The 21,141-nt window shown below is 67.8% G+C and carries 20 protein-coding genes; 7 read left to right on the top strand and 13 right to left on the bottom strand.

Features of this window, described 5'->3' with window-relative positions:
• The first annotated feature begins 19 nt into the window (after positions 1 to 19).
• A complete protein-coding gene (locus BLR03_RS06035; RefSeq protein WP_091250991.1) occupies positions 20 to 781 on the top strand; it encodes an isoprenyl transferase in 762 nt (253 codons plus the stop codon).
• Positions 782 to 1,014: 233 nt separating this feature from the next.
• Positions 1,015 to 2,454 (top strand): PhoH family protein, encoded by a 1,440-nt coding sequence (locus BLR03_RS06030; RefSeq protein ID WP_091250788.1) that lies wholly within the window; start codon positions 1,015 to 1,017, stop codon positions 2,452 to 2,454.
• Between the two features lie 428 nt (positions 2,455 to 2,882).
• Here BLR03_RS06030 and BLR03_RS06025 read toward each other — a convergent pair whose 3' ends face one another.
• On the bottom strand, positions 2,883 to 3,533 hold the full coding sequence (locus BLR03_RS06025; protein ID WP_091250786.1) for a GNAT family N-acetyltransferase: 651 nt from the start codon (positions 3,531 to 3,533) through the stop codon (positions 2,883 to 2,885).
• Positions 3,534 to 3,591: 58 nt separating this feature from the next.
• Positions 3,592 to 4,416, bottom strand: a complete 825-nt coding sequence (locus BLR03_RS06020; protein ID WP_091250783.1) for a hypothetical protein — start codon at positions 4,414 to 4,416, stop codon at positions 3,592 to 3,594.
• Positions 4,417 to 4,474: 58 nt separating this feature from the next.
• Between BLR03_RS06020 and BLR03_RS06015 the strand changes: the two genes are divergently transcribed.
• Positions 4,475 to 5,032 carry a prepilin peptidase gene (locus tag BLR03_RS06015; protein WP_091250780.1) on the top strand — a complete coding sequence of 186 codons (558 nt, stop codon included), beginning with the start codon at positions 4,475 to 4,477 and terminating at the stop codon, positions 5,030 to 5,032.
• Between the two features lie 9 nt (positions 5,033 to 5,041).
• A complete protein-coding gene (locus BLR03_RS06010) occupies positions 5,042 to 5,509 on the top strand; it encodes an NUDIX hydrolase (RefSeq protein WP_091250778.1) in 468 nt (155 codons plus the stop codon).
• Between the two features lie 129 nt (positions 5,510 to 5,638).
• On the opposite strand, the gene BLR03_RS06005 is transcribed toward BLR03_RS06010, so the two are convergent.
• From BLR03_RS06005 to BLR03_RS05985, 5 genes are all read right to left on the bottom strand, one after another.
• The gene (locus tag BLR03_RS06005; RefSeq protein ID WP_091250776.1) at positions 5,639 to 7,282 is read right to left on the bottom strand and encodes an MDR family MFS transporter; all 1,644 of its coding nucleotides are present in this window, start codon (positions 7,280 to 7,282) and stop codon (positions 5,639 to 5,641) included.
• Complete coding sequence (locus BLR03_RS06000) at positions 7,279 to 8,055, bottom strand: TetR/AcrR family transcriptional regulator (RefSeq protein ID WP_091250774.1); 777 nt, start codon at positions 8,053 to 8,055, stop codon at positions 7,279 to 7,281. Before BLR03_RS06000 ends, BLR03_RS06005 begins: the two co-directional genes overlap by 4 nt.
• Positions 8,056 to 8,200: 145 nt before the next feature.
• Entirely contained in the window at positions 8,201 to 9,637 is a 1,437-nt protein-coding gene (locus BLR03_RS05995; protein WP_091250771.1) for a class II fumarate hydratase, read from the bottom strand.
• 97 nt (positions 9,638 to 9,734) lie between these two features.
• Positions 9,735 to 10,349: a carbonic anhydrase gene (locus BLR03_RS05990; protein WP_091250769.1), complete on the bottom strand. Its 615-nt coding sequence runs from the start codon at positions 10,347 to 10,349 to the stop codon at positions 9,735 to 9,737.
• A gap of 10 nt (positions 10,350 to 10,359) precedes the next feature.
• A complete protein-coding gene (locus BLR03_RS05985; protein ID WP_091250990.1) occupies positions 10,360 to 11,094 on the bottom strand; it encodes a DUF4245 domain-containing protein in 735 nt (244 codons plus the stop codon).
• 194 nt (positions 11,095 to 11,288) lie between these two features.
• On the opposite strand from BLR03_RS05985, the gene glpX reads away from it, so the two are divergent.
• Together glpX and galE are read left to right on the top strand one after the other, a co-directional pair.
• Positions 11,289 to 12,311, top strand: coding sequence for a class II fructose-bisphosphatase (gene glpX, locus BLR03_RS05980; RefSeq protein ID WP_175460428.1), 1,023 nt, complete (start codon positions 11,289 to 11,291; stop codon positions 12,309 to 12,311).
• A 203-nt stretch (positions 12,312 to 12,514) separates the two neighbouring features.
• Positions 12,515 to 13,489, top strand: coding sequence for a UDP-glucose 4-epimerase GalE (gene galE, locus BLR03_RS05975; RefSeq protein WP_091250766.1), 975 nt, complete (start codon positions 12,515 to 12,517; stop codon positions 13,487 to 13,489).
• A 61-nt stretch (positions 13,490 to 13,550) separates the two neighbouring features.
• Here the strand turns inward: galE and BLR03_RS05970 are convergent, their stop codons facing one another.
• From BLR03_RS05970 to BLR03_RS05950, 5 genes are all read right to left on the bottom strand, one after another.
• Positions 13,551 to 14,522: a lipid II:glycine glycyltransferase FemX gene (locus tag BLR03_RS05970; protein ID WP_091250764.1), complete on the bottom strand. Its 972-nt coding sequence runs from the start codon at positions 14,520 to 14,522 to the stop codon at positions 13,551 to 13,553.
• Positions 14,523 to 14,526: 4 nt separating this feature from the next.
• Complete coding sequence (gene manA / locus BLR03_RS05965) at positions 14,527 to 15,816, bottom strand: mannose-6-phosphate isomerase, class I (protein WP_091250761.1); 1,290 nt, start codon at positions 15,814 to 15,816, stop codon at positions 14,527 to 14,529.
• A gap of 107 nt (positions 15,817 to 15,923) precedes the next feature.
• On the bottom strand, positions 15,924 to 17,603 hold the full coding sequence (locus tag BLR03_RS05960) for an LCP family protein (RefSeq protein WP_091250759.1): 1,680 nt from the start codon (positions 17,601 to 17,603) through the stop codon (positions 15,924 to 15,926).
• A gap of 12 nt (positions 17,604 to 17,615) precedes the next feature.
• Positions 17,616 to 18,227, bottom strand: coding sequence for a 5-(carboxyamino)imidazole ribonucleotide mutase (purE, locus tag BLR03_RS05955; RefSeq protein WP_091250756.1), 612 nt, complete (start codon positions 18,225 to 18,227; stop codon positions 17,616 to 17,618).
• Positions 18,224 to 19,420 (bottom strand): 5-(carboxyamino)imidazole ribonucleotide synthase, encoded by a 1,197-nt coding sequence (locus tag BLR03_RS05950; RefSeq protein ID WP_091250753.1) that lies wholly within the window; start codon positions 19,418 to 19,420, stop codon positions 18,224 to 18,226. The genes purE and BLR03_RS05950 overlap by 4 nt, the downstream gene beginning before the upstream one ends.
• A 241-nt stretch (positions 19,421 to 19,661) precedes the next feature.
• Here BLR03_RS05950 and BLR03_RS05945 point away from each other — a divergent pair, with 241 nt between their 5' ends.
• Complete coding sequence (locus tag BLR03_RS05945; protein ID WP_254788192.1) at positions 19,662 to 20,249, top strand: GtrA family protein; 588 nt, start codon at positions 19,662 to 19,664, stop codon at positions 20,247 to 20,249.
• A 63-nt stretch (positions 20,250 to 20,312) separates the two neighbouring features.
• Here BLR03_RS05945 and BLR03_RS05940 read toward each other — a convergent pair whose 3' ends face one another.
• Positions 20,313 to 21,017 carry a TIGR03089 family protein gene (locus BLR03_RS05940; RefSeq protein ID WP_091250746.1) on the bottom strand — a complete coding sequence of 235 codons (705 nt, stop codon included), beginning with the start codon at positions 21,015 to 21,017 and terminating at the stop codon, positions 20,313 to 20,315.
• Positions 21,018 to 21,141: the final 124 nt, after the last annotated feature.

The following is a 21,141-nucleotide window of genomic DNA, read 5'->3' as shown; positions in this document are numbered from 1 at the left end:
AAGCCAGGTGAATCTCCGGATGGAAATGCCCGGGTTCCTCTACGGCTTTTACGAACGCAAACTGCAGCGCTCCCTGGACCCGGAGCGGATCCCCCGGCACATCGGCGTCATGGTGGACGGCAACCGGCGCTGGGCCCGCCAGTTCAACGCCCCCACGAGCCAGGGCCACCAGGCCGGCGCGGACAAGATCCACGAATTCCTTGGCTGGTGCCAGGAACTCGGCGTCAGAGTGGTCACCTTGTACATGCTCTCCACGGACAACATGAACCGCTCCGGCGAGGAACTGGACCTCCTGATGGGCATCATCGCCAACACCCTGGACCGGCTAGACGAGGACGCCGACATCTCCGTCCACGCCATGGGCGCCCCGGAACTGCTGCCGGATTACCTGGCCGAGCGGCTGAACAATCTCACGGCCCGCACCCCGGCGCACGAAAAGCTGCACGTCAATGTCGCCGTCGGCTATGGCGGACGGCGGGAGATCGTCGACGCCGTCCGGGAGCTGCTGCACGACGCCGTCAGCCGGGGCGCGGACATCGGAAAACTGGCCGATGAACTCACCGTCGATGACATCTCGCGGTTCCTCTACACAAGGGGCCAGCCGGATCCGGACCTAGTGATCCGGACCTCCGGGGAGCAGCGGCTGTCCGGGTTCCTCATGTGGCAAAGCGCGTACAGTGAGTTCTACTTCTGCGAGGCCTTGTGGCCGGCTTTTCGCAAGGTCGACTTCCTGCGCGCCCTGCGCGATTACGCCGGCAGGCAGCGGCGCTTCGGCGCCTGAACCGTTCACGCGGAGTTCACAAGCCGGCAACAAGAATCGCCGACAAATTGGCGGACAAACCCACCCCCGGAGACGTACGTTTATCCCATCGGCGGGCAATTCGCCGGCCGATCGGGGAGGCCAGTACATGGAGCGGAAGTTCGCACCGGGTGTATGGGAGGCCGCGCGCGGCCTTCAGGCCGAGCCGCCTCACCAATAACAAATCCGGGCATTGCCCCGGGGCTGGAGTCGATGTGGCTATTTCTGAGCAACTGCCCGATGTCATTTCCGACCAGGGACAGAAAGCTGCCTCTCGCGCCAAGCGAGCCACCTCACAGACCGGTGCAGCGGAATCCGCCGCGGCCGGTCTTGCTGTTTCCGGGGAAGGAACAGGAATCCGGGGCACGGCCCGCAGTTTCGTGATCGACACCTCCGTGCTGCTCTCCGATCCGCGGGCCCTCCTGCGCTTCGCCGAGCATGAGGTCATCCTGCCGATCGTCGTCATCACCGAGCTCGAAGGAAAGCGCCACGACCCCGAACTGGGGTACTTCGCGCGCAAAGCGCTCCGGCTGCTGGATGACTTGCGGCTTGAGCACGGCGGCCTGGACCGTCCCATCCCGCTGGGCCGCGACGGCGGCACGCTCATGGTGGAGCTGAACCATATCTCCGCAGAGGTGCTGCCGGCCGGCTTCCGCGGGGCGGACAATGACAGCCGCATCCTTGCGGTGGCGAAGAACCTGGCCAACGAGGGCCGCGACGTAACGGTGGTGTCCAAGGACCTGCCGATGCGCGTCAAAGCCTCGGCCATGGGGCTGATGGCCGACGAATACCGCAATGAACTCGTCAAGGACTCCGGCTGGACCGGCGTCGCCGAGATTGATGCGGGCGAAGACGAGGTCGCCACCCTCTACGGGCACGAACCGGTCTTCATCCCGGCCGCGGCCGAAATGCCGACCAACACCGGGCTTGTCCTGCTCTCCAGCCGCGGCTCGGCCCTCGGCCGGGTCGGGGCGGACAAGCAGGTCCGGCTCGTCAAGGGCGACCGCGACGTCTTCGGCCTCCACGGCCGCTCGGCCGAGCAGCGGCTCGCGATCGACCTCCTGATGGACCCGTCCGTCGGCATCGTGTCCCTCGGCGGCCGCGCCGGCACCGGCAAGTCCGCGCTGGCCCTGTGCGCCGGCCTCGAAGCCGTCCTGGAGCGCCGGGAACACCGCAAGGTGATCGTCTTCCGGCCCCTGTACGCCGTGGGCGGCCAGGAACTGGGCTACCTGCCCGGATCCGAGGCGGAAAAGATGAACCCGTGGGCGCAGGCCGTCTTTGACACGCTGGGCGCCCTGGTCAGCCAGGAAGTCGTCGAGGAAGTGATGGACCGGGGCATGCTCGAGGTCATGCCGCTGACGCACATCCGCGGCCGCTCGCTTCATGACGCGTTCGTGATCGTAGACGAGGCGCAGTCCCTGGAGAAGAATGTGCTCCTGACGGTCATGAGCCGGATCGGCCAGAACTCGAAGATCGTCCTGACCCACGACGTCGCCCAGCGCGACAACCTGCGGGTCGGACGGCACGACGGCGTTGCCGCGGTCGTCGAGACGCTGAAGGGCCACCCGCTGTTCGGCCACGTCACCCTCACCCGCTCGGAGCGCTCGCCGATCGCTGCCCTGGTGACGGATCTGCTCGAGGGGGCGGAGATCTAGGCCCGTCCCGGTTTAGGGCCGTGGTCCGGTTCGCCGGGCCGGGGCCTTTCGCCGTCGTTTAGCGCAGAGGTCCCTTCCCAAGGCTCGCAAGCTCGCCTCGGGGCCCTCGGGACGCTGCTTACGATGCATGGGACCCGCTGCGGTCGCTGAGCGACCTCCGGGGGTCCGATGCGTCGCGATGCGCTCCTTTACGAAAGACCGCGTCCCGGCTGGTGGGCGTCTCACCTTCGGGGCTGCGGTGTCCCGCTAAGGAGCGCATCGCCGACCAAAGCGAAGCGAAGGTCGCCCAGCGACCGCAGCGCAGCGACGGGAGGTGTCTAAGCGACGGCGGGATGCCGTGGCCCCGAAACCCAACCACGGCAACCCAGTGAGGGGAGGCGGCGGTCTAAGCGACGGCGGGACGCCGTAGCCACGACCCGGGAGCCGGGTTATTCCTGGATGCCCAGGTACTTTGCTGTGGCGGCGTGGCCTTGCAGCTGGAGGGTCCAGTCTGGGCGCTTGAAGGTGGCCGGGGTCAGGCGGACCTCTTGGACTTCCTGGGGCTTGCCGCCCCAGACGGCGCGGGTGACGCCGTTGAGTTCGTAGCCGAGGGAGCGGGAGACGCCGAGGGACTGCTGGTTCCAGACGGCGGCTTCGGACTCTGCGAACTCAGCGCCGAGGTAGTCGAAGGCGTAGAGCGCGACGGCGGCACGCATTTCCGTGCCGAGGCCGCGGCCCTGGGCGCTTTGGCGGAGCCAGGATCCCGTGCTGACGGTCTTCAGGGTGGTGAAGTCCTTGGCCGCGACGTCCTGGCAGCCGATGAAGTCGCCGTCGTGCCAGATGCCGAGCACGAGGGTCCAGTCCCCGGCCGTCATGCTGCTGCGGCACCGCCAGTACCACTGCGCCATGTTGGTCCCGAGCTCGTGGGGCGGGGCGTCGGTCCACGGGGTGCTGAAGGGGCTCCGGCCCGGCTCGTGCACGCCGCTGAGGGCGGCCCCGATAGCGGCCGGAATGTCCTCGTCCCGGACGGGGCGTAACGTCAGGCGCGGCGTGGTCAGGGTCAGTCCGAACGGGGGCCAGTAGTCGGCGGGCGAAGTCATCGCAGGAAGCCTAACGGTACCGGGCCGGGGATGCCAGTCATGCCGCGGCACGGCACTCCTACTCGGCCGGAACGTCCCAGCTGATGTGGCGGCGGACGTCCGTGAGGTTCATGGATTCGGCGAGGAACAGGTCATCGAGCATGTATTCGTCCACGCCCAAGATCCTGAGCCAGTGCCCGTAGGCCGGCTCGTCGCCGGTTTCCGGTGCGTCCAGCCAGCGGCTTGCAACGCAGACGCCGGTGCCGGCGTCGACCCGTAACAGCGTGCGTCCCGGGCGGCAGATCGGGGTTGCAGGGTCGGCCGGACGGTACGAGAGGTTCGGACTGACCGTGGTTTCGAGGGCGGGCCGGCCCTCGTGGTCGACCTCCGTGATGGGACCAAGCGCCACGGCGTTGAGGTTCGGGAACTCCAGCGGGACGGGGGAATTCCCCGCGAGCTCCACCGGGTCCAGGACGGCGGCGAAGCGGCCGTTCCCGAAGGACGGTTCGCCGTAGGCCGCCTCCGGACGCCGGCGCACCAGCCCGTCGTCGTCGTACACCGGGGTGACCAGATGCGGCGGCAGGAGCCAGGTCTTCCGCGTCGAACTGACGTAGAAGCCGCCGCGTGAATCATTGATGCCGGTGGTGCTGGCGATCACCAGTCCGTCGACGGTTTCCAGCCGCAGGGCGCCGGGCCGGCGCAGCCACGCCCGGACGAGGTCGTCGGGGACGGCGGCTGTCGCGGAGCCTGCGGCAGCGGTCATAGGCCGGTCCACGTACTCGAACCTCAGCGCCTGCCACTTCCACGGCGAGGACCGGCACAGGTGCCGGAAGGCCGCAGCCTGGTCCGCCGGGCTTCGGGGCGCGAGCGGCCCGCGCCGGTTCCTGCTGTCCCATGCGGCCATATCCACAGTTTACGCGCGGGGACCGGCGGGCCGGACGAATATCCAGTAGCATCCGAGAGTGATCGAACGACTCGGTAACCTGGGCGCCGCCAACCCGCTGGCCTTCTGGCTGGCCCTGGCCGCGTGCGCCTACTTTTTCGTGATGGCCGTCCGGCTCACCGTGATCGATGTCCGGCACCACCTGCTGCCGGACCGCATCGTTTTTCCCTCTTATGCCATCGCCGGACTTCTCCTGCTGGGCGCGGCCGCCAGCCAGCTTCTTCCCGCCGGGCAAGATGTTGCCGGCACACCGGATGCCGGGCTGTTCGGCGTGCCGGGGCTGCGTGTCCTCGCCGGCGGGGCCTCCCTGTGGCTGTTTTATTTCGTCCTGCACGCGGTGTATCCGCCGGGCATGGGATTCGGGGACGTGAAACTTGCAGGCGTCCTGGGAATGTACCTGGGATTCCTTGGCTGGGGGCACGTCTTTGCGGGGACCTTTGCCGCGTTCATCCTCGGCGGCCTGTGGAGCCTCGGATTGCTCGTCGCACGCCGCGGGACGCTGCAGTCGGCCATTCCCTTCGGGCCGTTCATGCTCGCCGGAACAGCGGCAGCCATGCTGCTGATCCCCGCCACATAGGCGGGCGGCATGGCGACCCCGGAGTTCATCGTGAGACTGCGCGAGAAGATCGGGCACGAGGCCCTTTGGCTGCCCGGAGTCAGGGGAGCGGTGTTCGACGACGGCAGGGTCCTGCTCGGGCGTCGGGCCGACAATGGGCAGTGGGGACTGATCAGCGGGATCCTGGAACCGGGCGAGGAGCCAGCGCCGGGCCTGCTGCGGGAAATCCTTGAGGAGACCGGTGTGGTTGCCGCTGTGCAGCGGCTGGTTTCTGTTGATGCCGTGGGCCCGACCCGGTATCCCAACGGCGACGTGTGCCATTTCCTGACCCTGGTGTTCCGCTGCCGCTTTGTCTCGGGCGAGGCCCGGGTCAACGACGACGAATCCACGGACGTCGGCTGGTTCCTGCCGAAGGACTTCCCGGACCTCATGGCCGGACACCTGGAAACGATCCGACGGGCCAGTGACCCCGCGGGCGACGTCCACTACCGGCGCTGACCCGGGCCGGGCTTCCGGTACTGGCTCGAATGGCATGCAGCAGGGGCGCCGCAACCCCCAAAGATTGCGGCGCCCCTGGCTGCCACCGGCCCGCGGATGCGGCCGGGTTCGGGAACGGAGCCCGGAAGATCAGCCGCGCAGGCGGGTGAGCTCGTCGTCGTTCCTGCCCGCCGCGGCCCGTTCCGCCTCGAGCCGCTCGGCTTCCTCGCCGCCGACGGCCTCTCCGCGGGCCACCATTCCGGCGGTGTCCGAGAGCGGAATCTGCTTGAGGGTAATGGCCAGGACCAGGGCGATGCCCAGGAACGGGAGCAGGTACCAGAAGACGGGCGCGAGCGAATCCGCGTAGGCGTTGACGATCGCGTCCTTTAGCTGCGCCGGGAGCTGGCTGAGGGTCTGCGGGTCCATCGTCCGGGTGGACTGCGACGCCTGCTCGGCGGACGCCCCGGCGCCGGTGAAGACATTGGTCAGGGATTCGGCGAGCCGGGTGGTGAAGATGGAACCGAACACGGCGACGCCCAGGGATGCGCCGACCTCGCGGAAATAGTTGTTGGTGCTGGTCGCCGTGCCGATCTGGTCGGCCGGCACGGAGTTCTGCACCACCAGGACAATCACCTGCATGATCGAGCCCAGACCGGCGCCGAAGATCAACAGCTGCACACAGATGACCCAGATGGGGGTGGCGGCCGTGAGCGTGGTCAGCCACAGCATTGCGGCGATGGTCAGGGCCGCCCCGAGGATCGGGAACATCTTGTACTTGCCGGTCTTGGAGATCCGGATGCCGGAGAAGATGGCCATGCCCATGAGTCCCACCATCATGGGCAGCATCAGCAGCCCGGATTCCGCGGCGGAGGTCCCGGAGGACATCTGCAGGAACGTGGGAACGAAAGCGATCGCCGCGAACATGCCCAGCCCGAGGGTGAAGCCAATGGCCGTGGAGTTCACGAAGATGCGGTTCTTGAACAGGCTCATCGGAATGATGGGGTCCTCGACCCGGCGCTCCACCATGACGAAGGCGGTGGCGGCGAGCACGAGCCCTGCGCTGAAGGCCCACGTCAGCGGCGAATCCCAGCCTTCATCCTTCTTGCCGCCGAAGTCCGTGAAGAAGATCAGGCACGTGGTGGCGGCGGAGAGCAGCAGCACGCCCAGGACGTCGATCCTCTTCTCGGCCTTCTTGTTGGGCAGTGTGAGGGTGAACCAGGCAATCGTGAACGCAGCGACGCCGATCGGGATGTTGATGTAGAAGGCCCACTCCCAGGTCAGGTGGTCCACGAAGAAGCCGCCCAGCAGGGGACCGGCGACGGCGGAGAGGCCGAAGATGGCGCCCAGCGGGCCCATGTACTTGCCGCGTTCCTTGGCCGGAACGATGTCGGCGATGATGGCCTGGGACAGGATCATGAGGCCGCCGCCGCCCAGACCCTGGATGGCGCGGAACACCACGAAGCCCCAGAAATCGGTGGCAAAGGCGCAGCCGACGGAAGCGAGCGTGAAGAGCCCGATCGCCACGAGGAACAGGTTCCGCCGGCCCAGGATGTCGCCGAACTTTCCGTAGATCGGCATGACGATGGTGGTGGCCAGCAGGTAGGCCGTGGTGATCCAGGCCTGGTGCTCCACGCCGCCGAGCTTGCCGACGATCGTCGGCATGGCGGTGGAAACGATGGTCTGGTCGAGGCTGGAGAGCAGCATGCCCGCGATGAGGGCGGAGAAGATGATCCAGATGCGTTTCTGGGTCAGCAGCAGCGGTTCGGCTGCTGGCTTGGTGCTGACGGCGCTCATTGCGCTCCTTCGGACGGGGTGGACTGGGAAGACTTCGACTGCGAAGAACCGGACTGCGAAGAACCGGACTGCGAAGAACCGGACTGCTGGATGTCGGGCCGGGACATGCTCAAGGGGGTTGGCCCGGCCCGGGAGGGGTCGAACGGCAGCGCAAAGAGCGTCCGGGCCGCCGCAATGTTTTCCAGCAGCATGTCCTTGTAGGTGCGCGTGTTGCCTTCGGAGAAGTAGCCGGCGCTGGTCTTCCTGGCGATGTTGCCCAGGAGAACTACGGCCATGCGCACCACGGGGTGGTCCGTCGGGACGCCTTCCCGGGCCGCGAGCAGCCGGGCGAACTCGGCCTCGCGTTCCTCGGAGGCGCCGATGATCCGGAGCATCAACTGGGGCTCCTTCTTGATCACACCGATCAGCTGGCGGGTCTCTTCCTCGGAGCCGCTCATCCGTTCGGCGAGGTCGAGGGACAGCCGCACGAGGTCGGCCAGGAGCGAGTCCGATATTTCGCCGGCGGGCGAGCCGGCGCCGCCTGCCATGAAACGTTCGACCACCTCTTCGGGAAAGTCGTCGTCGACGTGGCCGAGAATTGCATCTTCCTTGGCGGGGAAATAGTTGAAGAACGTCCGGCGGGAGATGCCCGCCTGCTCGCAGACCTCCTCCACGGTGTAGCCGTTGAGGCCCCGTTCGGCGGTCAGGGAACGCGCGACGGCGGTGATTGCCGCCCGTGTGGCGGCCCGCTTGCGCTCGCGGAGGCCGCCCTCATTAATTGCACTGTTGCCCATAGAGTGTATTTTTGCACTTGACGGCAATTAGTGCAAAAAAATGGCGGGGTGCCGGGACGCGACGGCGGCCGGCGCCTTTCGCAGGAAAGGCGCCGGCCGCCGGAGTTGGTTGCCGTGGTGACCGGCGCGGCGCACCGGACCTTGTTTAGGCTTTGTGCGGCGGGCGCGTCATGGACATGACGTCCAGTGCGGTGTCCAGCTGCTCTTCGGTCAGTTCGCCGCGCTCCAGGAAGCCCATGGAGACGACCGTCTCGCGGATGGTCAGGCCCTCGGCCACGGCCTTCTTGGCGATCTTGGCGGCGTTCTCGTATCCGATGAACTTGTTCAACGGGGTGACGATCGACGGTGAGGCCTCGGCGAGGAAGCGGGCGCGCTCGACGTTGGCCGTGATGCCGTCAATCATCTTGTCGGCCATGACACGGCTGGTGTTGGCCAGCAGTCGCACGGATTCGAGGAGGTTGGCGGCCATGACCGGGATGCCGACGTTCAGTTCGAAGGCGCCGTTGGTGCCGGACCAGGCGATGGCGGTGTCGTTGCCGATCACCTGGGCGCAGACCATGATGGACGCTTCGCAGATGACGGGGTTGACCTTGCCGGGCATGATCGAGGAGCCCGGCTGCAGGTCCGGGATGGCGATTTCGCCGAGGCCGGTGTTGGGGCCGGAACCCATCCAGCGGAGGTCGTTGTTGATCTTCATGAAGGAGATCGCGATGTTGCGCAGCTGGCTCGACGCCTCGATGAGGCCGTCGCGGTTGGCCTGGGCTTCGAAGTGGTCGCGGGCCTCGGTCAGGGGCAGTCCGGTGTCGGCTGCCAGCAGTTCGATCACGCGCTCCGGGAATCCGGCGGGGGTGTTGATGCCGGTGCCCACGGCGGTGCCGCCGAGCGGGACCTCGGCGACGCGGGGGAGGGAGGCGTTGATGCGCTCGATGCCGTAGCGGACCTGGGCGGCGTAGCCGCCGAATTCCTGGCCCAGGGTGACCGGGGTGGCGTCCATGAGGTGCGTGCGGCCGGACTTCACGACGTCCTTGAACTCCACGGCCTTGCGCTCCAGCGACTCTGCCAGGTAGCCGAGGGCCGGGATCAGGTCATTGATCAGCGCGGACGTGGCGGCCACGTGCACCGAAGTCGGGAAGACGTCGTTGGAGGACTGTGAGGCGTTGACGTGGTCGTTCGGGTGGACAACTTTGTCGCTCCCGGCGGACTTGAGGGCGCGTGAGGCGAGCTCGGCGATGACCTCGTTGGTGTTCATGTTCGAGGACGTGCCGGACCCGGTCTGGAAGACGTCAATCGGGAAGTCGCCGTCGAACTTGCCGGCTGCAACGAGGTCGGCGGCGTCGGCAATCGCCTGGGCGAGCTCGCCGTCGAGCACCCCCAGTTCGGCGTTGGCCTGGGCAGCGGCCTTCTTCACCCGGGCCAGGGCCTCGATGTGGGCGCGCTCCAGCGTCTTGCCGGAGATCGGGAAGTTCTCCACTGCCCGCTGCGTCTGTGCGCGGTACAGGGCGTTCACGGGAACGCGGACTTCGCCCATCGTGTCGTGTTCAATGCGGAACTCTTCGGTGTTCAACTCATCTGTGGAAGTCATGGGGCTAGCTTATTGGGAGTGGGCGTCCCACCGAAAACCGTGAACGGCCGCCGCAATCGCATCCGCGGCGGAAGGGGCCCAGCCCGACGTGCCGGGCTTAGAGCTCGCCGATCCCGGACACGAGGTCAGCCTTGCCGTCGGCCAGGCTGTACGCGAGTCCAATGACGGCGGCGCGGCCGCCTTCCACTGCGTCCGAAATCACACGGGAGCTGTCCACGAGGCGCTGTGAGGTCTGCTTGACGTTCTCGATCACCATGTCATTGACGTCCTCCTGATTGTTACGGAGCGAGGTCAGCACGGAGGGGGTGATGCGCTCGACCAGGCTGCGCATGAAGCCGACCGGCATCTGGCCGGTCTCCACGGCAGTCTTGGTGGCAGTAACGGCGCCGCACCTGTCGTGGCCCAGAACCACAATCAGCGGCACGCCGAGGACGCTGACGCTGTATTCGAGGGAGCCGAGCACGGCGTCGTCAATCACCTGGCCGGCGGTCCGGACGACGAATGCGTCGCCCAGGCCGAGGTCGAAAATGATCTCGGCCGCGAGGCGCGAGTCGGAACAGCCGAAGATCACCGCGAACGGGTGCTGGTTCTCTACGAGGGACGAGCGCCGCGATGCATCCTGGTTGGGGTGCGAGGACGCGCCGGAGACGAAACGTTCGTTGCCTTCGCGGAGACGGCGCCAGGCAAGTGCAGGAGTGAGATAGGTGGCCACGCCCCCGACTTTACTGTGTTGCCGTAGCCGAAGGGGAATCTGTTGCGTCCGGGGTGCTCGCCGGAGCCCCGGCAGGCGGATTGCTTTCGAGCGACTTCACCACGGCCGCCGCCAGGGTGGAGAACTCCTCCAGCGTCGCGGATCCGGACAGGATGACGGTGGTGCCGCGTTCGGCCAGCACCATGGATTTCTCGCCCGTACCGGTGTCGCGCAGTTCCCAGTCCCGGCCTCCCGCGTTCCGGGTGCCGGTCACCGGCGCGTTCTTGGTCTGCTGCAGGAGCCAGGTGGGGTTGGCCTGCCGGGTCTGCACCAGACCGATGAAGGACTCCTTGGGCGTCAGGTAGCCGACTTCCCAGGCCGGGACGCCGCTGCCCGCGCCGGACTCCCAGCGGGCGTAGTTGGGATGAAATGTGTCGCCGGTATCGGCTGCCACGGGTGTGAATCCCGCCACATCGGCGGCGTTCTGTGCGACGGCGCTGACGTTGATGTTCGGGTGGTAGCCGTCGGTCTTGGGCGAGGGATTCATGAGGACGATCGGCAGGAACGCGGCGATGCTCACCACCAGGGCGATGATCATGCCCATCACGGAGGCGTTGGCGCGTTTTGCCGCCGCGGCGGTGATGACGGGCCGGACCGGTGGCTGTCCGGAAGCGTCCGGGCCGGCCGCGGGGGCGCTGCCAGCCGGAGAACCGGGGGCTGCGGGGGAGGTCTCCTGCAATTCACTCACCCCTCTATAGTCGCCCATGTCCGGGCCGATCTCACATTCGCGCCCCGGCGACCGCCTGACGGTGAAGTGCGTCACGCACCGGTCATCCCATGACCTGGCTAGGTTGCCGCGACTATGATCAATAGCAGACGAATCACCGCGACGGATCGATCCTGGCCGTACGGGTTCAACGACCGCCACTCGAAGAAGAGGTTCACGTGACACCAGCGCCTATGTCCCAGAAGTACTCCACGCTTTCCCCCTCGCTCGCCGTCGGGATCGACGAGCCTGACCGCAACCTCGCACTGGAACTTGTCCGCGTCACCGAGGCCGCGGCCATCGCCGGCGGTCACTGGGTGGGCTTCGGCGACAAGAACAAGGCCGACGGCGCCGCCGTCGACGCCATGCGCTCCTTCCTTCAGACGGTCCACTTCAACGGTGTTGTGGTCATCGGCGAAGGCGAGAAGGACGAAGCCCCGATGCTCTTCAACGGGGAACACGTCGGTGACGGCACCGGCCCCGAGTGCGACGTCGCCGTCGACCCCATCGACGGCACCCGCCTGACCGCGCTCGGCATCAACAACGCCCTGGCCGTGCTCGCCGTGGCCGAACGTGGCTCCATGTTCGATCCCTCCGCCGTGTTCTACATGGAAAAGCTCGTCACGGGTCCCGAAGCGGCCGACATGGTTGACCTGCGCCTGCCGGTCAAGCAGAACCTGCACCTCATCGCCAAGGCCAAGGGCGTCAAGGTCAACCAGCTCAACGTCATGATCCTGGACCGCGATCGGCACCGCCCCCTCGTGGAGGAAATCCGCGAAGCCGGCGCCCGCACGAAGTTCATCATGGACGGCGACGTCGCGGGGGCCATCGCCGCTGCACGTGCCGGCACCGGCGTCGACGCCCTCATGGGCATCGGCGGCACCCCGGAAGGCATCGTCGCGGCCTGCGCCATCAAGTCCCTCGGCGGCGTCATCCAGGGCCGGCTCTGGCCCACGAGCGACGACGAGAAGCAGAAGGCGATCGACGCCGGCCACGACCTCGAGCGCGTGCTGTCCACCAACGACCTCGTCTCCAGCGACAACTGCTACTTCGCGGCCACCGGTATCACCGACGGCGACCTCCTCAAGGGCGTCCGCTACTCCAAGGACAAGGTCCTCACCCAGTCCATCGTGATGCGCTCCAAGTCCGGCACCATCCGCTTCGTGGACGGCGAGCACCAGGCCAGCAAGTGGGAAGGCTACGCCCGCAAGAGCTAGCACCTGCGCAGCCGCACTGCGCTGCAGCAGCAATGACGACGAATCCCGGGGACGCATCCGCGCCCCGGGATTCGTCGTCTTCAGCCCCCAGTGTTCGGTGCCGCGGTTTCTGCTACCGCGCGTCTATGACCGCAGTCTCAATTACCGCAGTGTCAATTGCCGCAGGGCGGTGGCAGCGCCGGCGGATTCGGTAGGGTGGAACCATGACGTGGCTCGTAACTGGCGGTGCAGGATATATCGGTTCTCATGTGGTTTCCGCTTTGCGCGGCGCCCGGATCCAGCCGGTGGTGATTGACTCCCTCTCCAGCGGGCACCGTGAGTTCGTTCCGGCCGATGTGCCGTTCGTCCACGGCAGCATCCTTGACGCCGACCTCGTGGCCCACACGCTGCGGAACCACGCGGTGACCGGCGTGATCCACCTGGCCGGGTTCAAGTACGCCGGGGTGTCCGTCCAGGAGCCGCTGCTGACCTACGAGCAAAACGTCACGGGAACCGCGCAGCTGCTCAAGGCCATGGAGCTCACCGGGGTCGACAAACTGGTCTTCTCCTCGTCCGCAGCCACCTACGGCACGCCCACCGGCGACATCGTCACCGAGGCCACCCCCACCAACCCGGAATCCCCCTACGGCGAGAGCAAACTCATCGGCGAATGGCTCATCCGGGACCAGGGCCGGGCCCGGGACCTGAAGCACACCTCGCTGCGGTACTTCAACGTGGTCGGCTCAGGCGCGCCCGAGCTCTACGACACAAGCCCCCACAACCTCTTCCCGATCGTGCTGCGGGCGCTCACGGCGGGCAAGACGCCGCGCATCAACGGCATCGACTACACCACCCCGGACGGCACCTGTGTGCGCGACTACGTGCACGTGGCCGATCTGGCGACCTCGCATGTGGCGGCCGCTCAGGCCCTCGCCGCGGGAACGCCGCTGGAGCGCGTCTACAACCTTGGATCGGGGGACGGGCTGTCCGTGCGCCAGATCATGACGGCGATGGCCAAGGTCACCGGAATCGATTTCGAGCCGGAGATCGGCCCGCGCCGGGCCGGGGATCCGGACCGGATCGTGGCCGACGGCACGCTGGCCGCCCGCGACCTGAACTGGAAGATGCGGCACTCCGTGGAACAGATGGTGGCCAGCGCCTACGACGCTCAGCGGCACGCGATCACGGCTGCCGGCTAACGCCGCCGGCCGGCGGTGCCAACTGGCCGCGGTACGTTCTCCCGCCGTCGGCTGCTGCCGGCTAACTGTTCGTGAGGGCGCGGGACCGGGCGCGCAGCTTCTTCGCGAGCTGGGCACCCTTGCGGGCCAGCTGGTAGCTGCCGTAGCGGACCTTCCGGACCGGCAGGTCCCACGTTCCCGGATAGGCGATCTCGCGGCCGCCGAACGACTTCTTGAACGCCGTGAACCCGGCCCACTTGTGGTCGGGCTGGTCCGAGGGTGCCACGCCCCAGAGGTCCACGTGCTTCAGGCCCTTCGCCTGGGCATCCGCGATCAGGGTGACCAGCAGGGGAATGCCCGCGCTGAGCTTGCGGTGCGTGTCATCAAGGGCCGCATGGGCGTAGGTCCGGGTGTCGGCCGAATCGTAGGCCAGGGCGGCGGCGATGGGGTGGCCGTCGAGCTCGGCGATGAACAGCGTCGCGGCGCCGGCCGGCATCAGTGAGCGGGCCACCTGGCTCAGGTACTCGTCGCTTTGCGGCTTGAAGCCGTTACGGGCGGCCGTCATGTGCAGGAACTCCAGGAGGACGGAGATTTCCGCCGGGTCCTGGCTCGAGCGGAAGGTCACGCCCTTTTTGTGGATGTTGCGGAACAGGTTCCGGTTCACCGGCTTCATGTCCGCCAGGACGTCCTTGAAGTCCCGGTCGAGGTCCACAATCCAGCTCAGCTCCGGTTGCTGGTTGACCGGAGCCGGCTGCAGGCCGCGGCTGCCGAGGACAGCGTCGGCCTCGGCGGCCTCAAACCCCGCGGTGACGGGCTCGACCCGGACAAACACTGCCCCGTTGTTCCGGGCGAGGTCCGTCAGGGCCGCCAGCGCGGCGTCGAACGCCGCCAGCGATTCGGCGACCGGACCGTAGGGGGAGTACAGCAGCTTGCCGGCCGGGTTGGATTCCTCGACGGCGAGGAAGCGCCACCCGGGTCCGGACTGTTCGTGGACCGTGCGTCCCAGCGCACGCTGGAAGTCCGCCCACTGCGGGCTCTGCAGGAAATAGTCCATGGTGTCAGGCTTCCAATCCGGTGGTGACGGCAAATGCGAGGGCGGTGTGGGTGGCCCCGGAGAGGGCATGGACGTTGACCGGGGCCTCTGCGGCGGCCAGGAAGGCGCTGGCGCCGCGGTCCAGCCGGAGCTCGCCCTTCGGGGAGTCGAGCCGGACGGAGCCGGCCGTGACGATGATGACGGCGGCCCCTGACTGCGCCAGCGGCACGGGCTCCGCGCCTGGCGCCAGTTCAATCCGCTGGAGCTGGAATTCCCGGAACGGCGGCCGGAAGAGTTCCTGGCCCAGCATGGTGGTCTCGGCGGGGAGCATGGGCACGGCGACTGCCTCGAACGCAACCGTCTTGAGCAGTTCCGGCACATCGATGAACTTCGGCGTGAGCCCGCCGCGGAGCACGTTGTCCGAGGACGCCATGACCTCGATCCCGAGGCCGTGGAGGTAGGCGTGGACGTTTCCGGCCGGCAGGTAGACGGCCTCGCCCGGCGCCAGCGAGATCCGGTTCAGCAGCAGCGAAATCAGGACGCCCGGGTCGCCCGGGTACTGGCCGTTCAGCGTGAGCACGGTAGAGAGCGCGGCCTCGTGCTCCGCCATGGGAGCGCCGGACGTCAGGACGGCGGCAATCCTGGCCGTCGCGTCGGAGACGTCCTCGCCGCCGGCGATCAGCCGTTCGAAGGCGGACCTGAGGGCCGTCGGCTCGTCCGGCTGCGCCAGGTCCTCGAGCAGTTGCGGGATCAGCGGCGGCAGTTCCAACCCGGCGAGGTCAAGGCAGGCCGCCAGGTGCAGGAACACGGCCCGCGATTCCGCCGACGGCCGGAAACCGCAGAGTGCCTCGAAGGGCGTGAGCGCGAAGATCATCTCCGGCTTGTGGTTGTCGTCCTTGTACTTGCGCTCCGTGGCGGCACGGTCGACCCCGGCGGCCTCTTCCCGGGCGAAGCCTTCCCGCGCCTGGTCGAGCGTGGGGTGAACCTGCAGGGACAACGGCGTCGCGGCCGCGAGAACTTTGAGCAGGAAAGGCAGGCGCGGGCCGAACGCGGCCACGCTCCCGCTGCCCAGGCAGTGTTCCGGATCCTCGGCGATCAGCGCGTCCAGCGCCAGCCGTCCGCCGTCGCGCGATGCGGGGGAATGCCGGCCCTCACCGCCGGGCGCCGGCGTCAGGGCGACGGACGGGGAGTCCGGGTGGGCGCCGATCCAGAGCTCCGCTTCGGGACCGCCGGAGGCCGGCCGGCCCAGGAGGTCGGCGATGGCCGTCGGGGAGCCCCAGACGTAGGGCCGGAGGACATTCTCAAGTTCGTACATGGCCTGGAACCTATCTGGTCAATGAAGGGTTGTCACTGTGATCTGGGCGCTCTGATCTGCTCGCCTGCGGCGCGGGCAACCGGCGTGGGCAGCCGGGTGGCCGTGCCCTAGAGCGGCGCGCACTCGCCGTTGGTGGCGACGAGGTCGCGTATGGACTGTTCGTCGCCGTTGCGCTTGAACTGGTTGAGCATCTCTTCGGTGATCGGCTGTCCGTCAGGGGTCGTGGTGACGGGCGTGAAATCCGACGACGAGGGCTTGACGGCCGGCGCTGCTCCGGCGGCCGCTGGTGCGGCCGGTGCTGGTGCGGCCGGTGCTGCTCCGGCGGGCGCTGCGGGGGAGGGCGGGCCGGCGGCCGTCCCGGGCTTCGCGGCGCTGTCATCCGCGGCTCCGGCCGACGTCCCGGCCAGCAGTTTGGCGACCCGCGCGTGGATGACATCGAAGTCCGGGGTCGTGGAGAACGCCGCGTCGAAGTCGGGCGGACCGATGGTCAGGCGGCTGACGTTCTGGCCCTTGGCCTTCATGGCCAGGTCCACGAAGCTGCCGAGCTGGCCGGAGGAGATGTTCGATTCGACCACTTTGGTGCCGGCCTTGGCGATGTCCTCGAACTTGGTCAGCAGGGTTGCCGGGTCAAGCTGTTTGAGCATCGCCTGCTGCACGCACTGCTGGCGCTGGATGCGGGCGTAGTCGTCCACGAACTCCCGGGACCGGCCGTACCAGAGCGCGTGGAAGCCGTCCAGCGTCTGGTCGCCGGCCGGAATCCAGCCATCCGGCATGCCATGGATGCCGTTGGCCTCATCCACCACGGGGCCGCTGATGGGGACCCAGCCGCCGGCCTTGATCCGGATGCCGCCCATGGCGTCGATGAGCTTGGAAAACCCGTCCATGTCCACCAGCACGTAGGCCTGGACCTTGATGCCGAGCGTGCCGGAGACCGCCTCCAGGGTTGCCTGCGCCCCGGGGTCCGCCACTCCGGGATAAAGGTCCTGGTGTTCGTTGGTGACCTCGGTGTTGATCGCGTTGATCAGGCATTCGTCGCCGCAGTTGTACCCGTCCGGGTACACCTTGCGCATGGGGGATTCCGCGCTGAACTGGGCGTTCTGGAGGTTGCGGGGAACGGAGATGATCGCCGTGCCGCCGGTCTTGGCATCGACGCTGATGACCGAGAGACTGTCCGGCCTGCGGCCCGTGCGGTCCGCCCCGGCGTCGCCGCCCATCATGAGGAAGTTGTACCGGCCGTCGGAGGGCTCCAGCGTGGGGCCGGAACCGGAGAAGATACTGCCGATGGCGTCCCGGCTGACGTTGAGCAGATAAGCCGCGTATCCCAGGGAACCGCTGCTGAGGATCATGGCCAGCACGAGCGCCAGCACCACCGCGGGGCGGATCCGGGGGGTGAGCAGGCCGGGCCGGATCAGCCGCAAGGTGTTCAGGAACAGGGCGGCCCAGCCGAGGGCCAGTAACGCCAGGCCGAGCACCAGCAGAAACGAGGGGACCGGGCCGGTGAGGATGTTGATCAGCGTGGATCGGGAGACGAACAAGAGCAGCACGGCAAGCAGGGCCAGTGCCCACAGCACCACGGTCACGCGCAGCGCGGCCCGTCCCAGCCGGCGGTTGCCCGCGACGATCTGGGCGCTGCCGGGAACCAGCAGCGTCATGATGATCAGCACGAACGCCCGCTTGGTCAGCACCGGGGCCGGAGCGCCGGAAGGATTCCGGACCGGGTCGCTCGGCGCCGGCCGGGACTGTCCGGGGCTCTCGGTGCCGCGCGCGGGGGCGTAGCCGTTGCTCATGTGGAGAGATCCCTAATGGCTGCCTTTTTGGCTGCTATGCGGGGCGGCGTTTCCTTCGGCGAACACTTCGCTGACCTTCTGCCGCAGGCTCGCGCCCTTCCGGGTGGCGACGTCGTTGAGTTCCTGGGCGAAGTCGATAAGGTCGGCCCGGAGCTGGAGCGCGAGCTCGTCCGTGCCGGAGGCCAGCATCCGCACGGCCAGGAGGCCGGCGTTGCGCGCCCCGCCGATCGAGACGGTGGCGACCGGGACGCCGGCGGGCATCTGCACGATGGACAGCAGCGAATCCATGCCGTCGAGGGTCTTCAAGGGCACGGGGACGCCGATCACCGGCAACGGCGTGACCGAGGCGAGCATGCCGGGAAGGTGCGCCGCACCGCCCGCACCGGCGATGATGAGGCGAAGGCCGCGCTCGTGGGCGCTCTGGCCGTAGCGGATCATCTCCGTGGGCATCCGGTGCGCGGAGACGACGTCGGCCTCGAATGGGATCCCGAACTCCGACAGGGCTTCAGCGGCGGCTTCCATGACCGGCCAGTCCGAGTCCGAGCCCATGACGAGGCCCACGATCGGGGTGACCGAACCGGCGCCGGCGAGTGGGGCTGCTGCGTTATCGGGTGCGGTGCTCATGCGGTCTCCTCGGAGGTTGGCGCGCTCGTGCCGGCGTGGGCCCGGCCGTTCCGGATGATGTCGGCCACGGTGGTGGCCCGCTGCCGCACGGAGTCGACGTCGGCGGCGGAGGTCCCGACAAGGTTGACGTGGCCGATCTTCCGCCCGGGCCGGACGGCCTTGCCGTAGCAGTGCACCTTCGCGGCCGGTTCGCTCGCGAGGGCCGCCGGGTAGGCCGAAAAGAGGTCCTGGTTGGCCCCGCCGAGGAAGTTCTTCATGACGACGACGGGCCCCAGCAGGTCCGTCGCACCCAGCGGCAGGTTCAGGATGGCCCGCAGGTGCTGCTCGAACTGGCTCGTCACCGAGCCGTCCTGGGTCCAGTGTCCGGTGTTGTGCGGGCGCATGGCGAGCTCGTTGATCAGGAAGCCCGCACCCACGCCCGGCGTCTCGAAGAGCTCGACAGCCATGACACCTGTCACGCCGAGTTCGTTGGCGATCCGGATGGCGGCGTTCTCGGCGGCCGCGGCCACATCGAGGGAAATGTCCAGGGCGGGGGCAATTACTTCATCGCACACCCCGTCCACCTGGATGGTGTGCACCACCGGCCACGCGCGTGATTCACCGTCCGGGGTCCTTGCGACCATGGCCGAGAGCTCGCGGCTGAATTCCACCTTGGCCTCGGCCAGCAGTGGAGACATGGCCTCGAACCAGTCGGCGGAGCCGTCCGCGTCCTCGGCCGACGACACGATCCGCACGCCCTTGCCGTCGTACCCGCCGCGGGGCATCTTCAACACCACCGGCCAGCCGGTCTCCTCACCGAAGGCGACGAGGTCCGCGACATTGGCGACGGCGGCCCACCGGGGGTTGGGCAGTTCCAGCCGGTCGATCGCGGCCCGCATCACCAGCTTGTCCTGGGCATTGACCAGGGCATCCGGACCGGGATGGACGTTGACTCCGGCCGCGATCAGGGACCGCAGGTGGGCCGTGGGGACGTGTTCGTGGTCGAAGGTCAGAACATCCAGGCCGCGGGAGAACTCGAGCAGGTGGTCCAGGTCCTTGTAGTCACCGACCGGGGCGTTGGCCACGGCAGAGACGGCAGAGACGTCCTCGCCTTCGGCGAGAACACGGAGCTCGAAGCCCAGGGCGGTGGCGGCAGGGGCCATCATGCGGGCAAGCTGGCCGCCGCCAACAACACCGATTACAGGAAAAGTCACAAGTCCCAGCCTACCGAAAACCTCGCGGGAACCCGGCTTTTGGCCACTGCAAGCCCGGGAAGAGCCCCGGAACAGTGCGGGAACAGCGCCGATTCGACACTCCGGGGGCCGCCCGGACGCGGTCCGGCGTCGGGTGCGCAGGGCGCCGTCGCGACGGTCCGCGAGGGCGGCCTCCCGGGAAACGGCGCTAAAATGGGCGTTTGGCCCAAAGGCCGACAGTTCCAAAAGGCCACGGAGGGTCATGATTACTACACTTACAGAGCGCATGCGCGGACTGGCCTCGCTGTTCTGGCGCGAAGTGGCCAAGTTCGGCGCCGTCGGCGGCATCGCGTTCGTCATCGACAACGGACTGACGTATTACCTGATGCACGGTCCCATGACCGACAGCGAAGCCAAGGCCCGCTTCTTCGGTGCCAGCGTGGCGACGGTGTTTTCCTGGGTCGCCAACCGCTTTTGGACCTTCCGGCACCGCCGGCAGGCCAATGTGCTGCGTGAATTCGTGATGTTCCTCATCATTAACGGGATCGGCATCGGCATCTCCACCGGCCTGACGGCCCTCGCGAAGTACGGCATGGGAATTACCGACAAGAACATGCTGTTCCTGGCCGGCGTCGTCGGCATTCTGGTCGCGACCGTGGTCCGGTTCTTCGCGTACCGCTTCCTCGTGTTCAACCAGGAACTCGACGAAGAGCCGGAGTTCTCGCACGACCACGAGATCATCGAGCGGCATCCGCACATGCAGCACGGCCAGGAGCCCGGCGCCAGTGTTTCCGCGACGGCCGTCAAAGAGGCCGTCAAAGATCCCGAGCTGCCCGGCCCGGCAGCCTGACGCACCGGCCTGACGCCCAGGGCAGACAGGCCGGCCTAGCGCTTACTTTCCGCTGCGGCGCGCTCAGATGCCGCTGATGCGCTCGGCGGAACGCAGCTTGCCGGTCACCTCGACGTCGGGGTGCACCAGGACCACCGAGCCGTCAGCCTTCCAGCTCCCCAGTGACTGCGCAAGGGCCGTCTCGAGGCCATCCGCGGCCGGAACGAGCAGCCGCAGGCCGGTCTCGTGCTCGGCAGCGAAATCGTCCAGGAGCCCCCCATGTGCGTGGGTTGTCCCGTCCGCGGTGCGGACCGCGGGGCGTTGGGCTTCCGGGTCAATGTGGGGCATGAAGAAGTCTCCGTGGGAACGGACCTCGGCGGCGTAGTCGAGGACGCCGGTGGGCAGCTCGCCCGGCCACCGCATCGCCAGTGCCGGCAGCGACACCGCGAGGACGGCGTCGAACCCGCCTGACGCGGCGCCGGGGCCGGGGTCCGCAGTAGCCAGCAACTCCGCCTCCGCGTCGTCGAAGACCACCTCCATGCCGAGCTGCCAAGCCGCCAGGGCCAGGATCACGGACTTCCAGTGGGCGGGCAGGTCCAGCCGCAGCCGCATGCCGGGTTCGGCATCGAGTTCGTCCTGCAGCAGGTTGGACGTCTTCGCCACCCAGTTGTCCAGCACGCGGCCGGACAGTTCCACCCGCTCGGAATCCGGGCCGTACCAGGTCAGCCGGGGCGCCGTGGACTGGCCGGACCGCAACGCTGTCATCAGTTCGATTGCCGGAATGCTCATGCCTTCATCTTGCCACGGCCCCTCCGGCCGCCCGCGGTGTGATGTCCGTCATACCCGTGATCCTGCCGCCGACTACCCCTCAGGCTGCGGCACGGAGAATTTCCCGAAAATTCAATGAATACCC

This window comes from Arthrobacter sp. ok909 (genome assembly GCF_900104405.1).
Taxonomy (GTDB): Bacteria; Actinomycetota; Actinomycetes; order Actinomycetales; family Micrococcaceae; genus Arthrobacter; species Arthrobacter humicola.
This window is presented reverse-complemented; position numbering and strand designations above follow the sequence as displayed.

Bases quoted from the DNA above. Each gene is read 5' to 3' on its own strand.
- BLR03_RS06035 (WP_091250991.1), top strand. From the start codon at position 20: ATGGAAATGCCCGGGTTCCTCTACGGCTTTTACGAACGCAAACTGCAG.
- BLR03_RS06025 (WP_091250786.1), bottom strand. From the start codon at position 3,533: ATGACTTCGCCCGCCGACTACTGGCCCCCGTTCGGACTGACCCTGACC.
- BLR03_RS06020 (WP_091250783.1), bottom strand. From the start codon at position 4,416: ATGGCCGCATGGGACAGCAGGAACCGGCGCGGGCCGCTCGCGCCCCGA.
- BLR03_RS06010 (WP_091250778.1), top strand. From the start codon at position 5,042: ATGGCGACCCCGGAGTTCATCGTGAGACTGCGCGAGAAGATCGGGCAC.
- BLR03_RS06005 (WP_091250776.1), bottom strand. From the start codon at position 7,282: ATGAGCGCCGTCAGCACCAAGCCAGCAGCCGAACCGCTGCTGCTGACC.
- BLR03_RS06000 (WP_091250774.1), bottom strand. From the start codon at position 8,055: ATGGGCAACAGTGCAATTAATGAGGGCGGCCTCCGCGAGCGCAAGCGG.
- BLR03_RS05995 (WP_091250771.1), bottom strand. From the start codon at position 9,637: ATGACTTCCACAGATGAGTTGAACACCGAAGAGTTCCGCATTGAACAC.
- BLR03_RS05985 (WP_091250990.1), bottom strand. From the start codon at position 11,094: ATGGGCGACTATAGAGGGGTGAGTGAATTGCAGGAGACCTCCCCCGCA.
- glpX (WP_175460428.1), top strand. From the start codon at position 11,289: ATGTCCCAGAAGTACTCCACGCTTTCCCCCTCGCTCGCCGTCGGGATC.
- galE (WP_091250766.1), top strand. From the start codon at position 12,515: ATGACGTGGCTCGTAACTGGCGGTGCAGGATATATCGGTTCTCATGTG.
- BLR03_RS05970 (WP_091250764.1), bottom strand. From the start codon at position 14,522: ATGGACTATTTCCTGCAGAGCCCGCAGTGGGCGGACTTCCAGCGTGCG.
- manA (WP_091250761.1), bottom strand. From the start codon at position 15,816: ATGTACGAACTTGAGAATGTCCTCCGGCCCTACGTCTGGGGCTCCCCG.
- BLR03_RS05960 (WP_091250759.1), bottom strand. From the start codon at position 17,603: ATGAGCAACGGCTACGCCCCCGCGCGCGGCACCGAGAGCCCCGGACAG.
- purE (WP_091250756.1), bottom strand. From the start codon at position 18,227: ATGAGCACCGCACCCGATAACGCAGCAGCCCCACTCGCCGGCGCCGGT.
- BLR03_RS05945 (WP_254788192.1), top strand. From the start codon at position 19,662: ATGATTACTACACTTACAGAGCGCATGCGCGGACTGGCCTCGCTGTTC.
- BLR03_RS05940 (WP_091250746.1), bottom strand. From the start codon at position 21,017: ATGAGCATTCCGGCAATCGAACTGATGACAGCGTTGCGGTCCGGCCAG.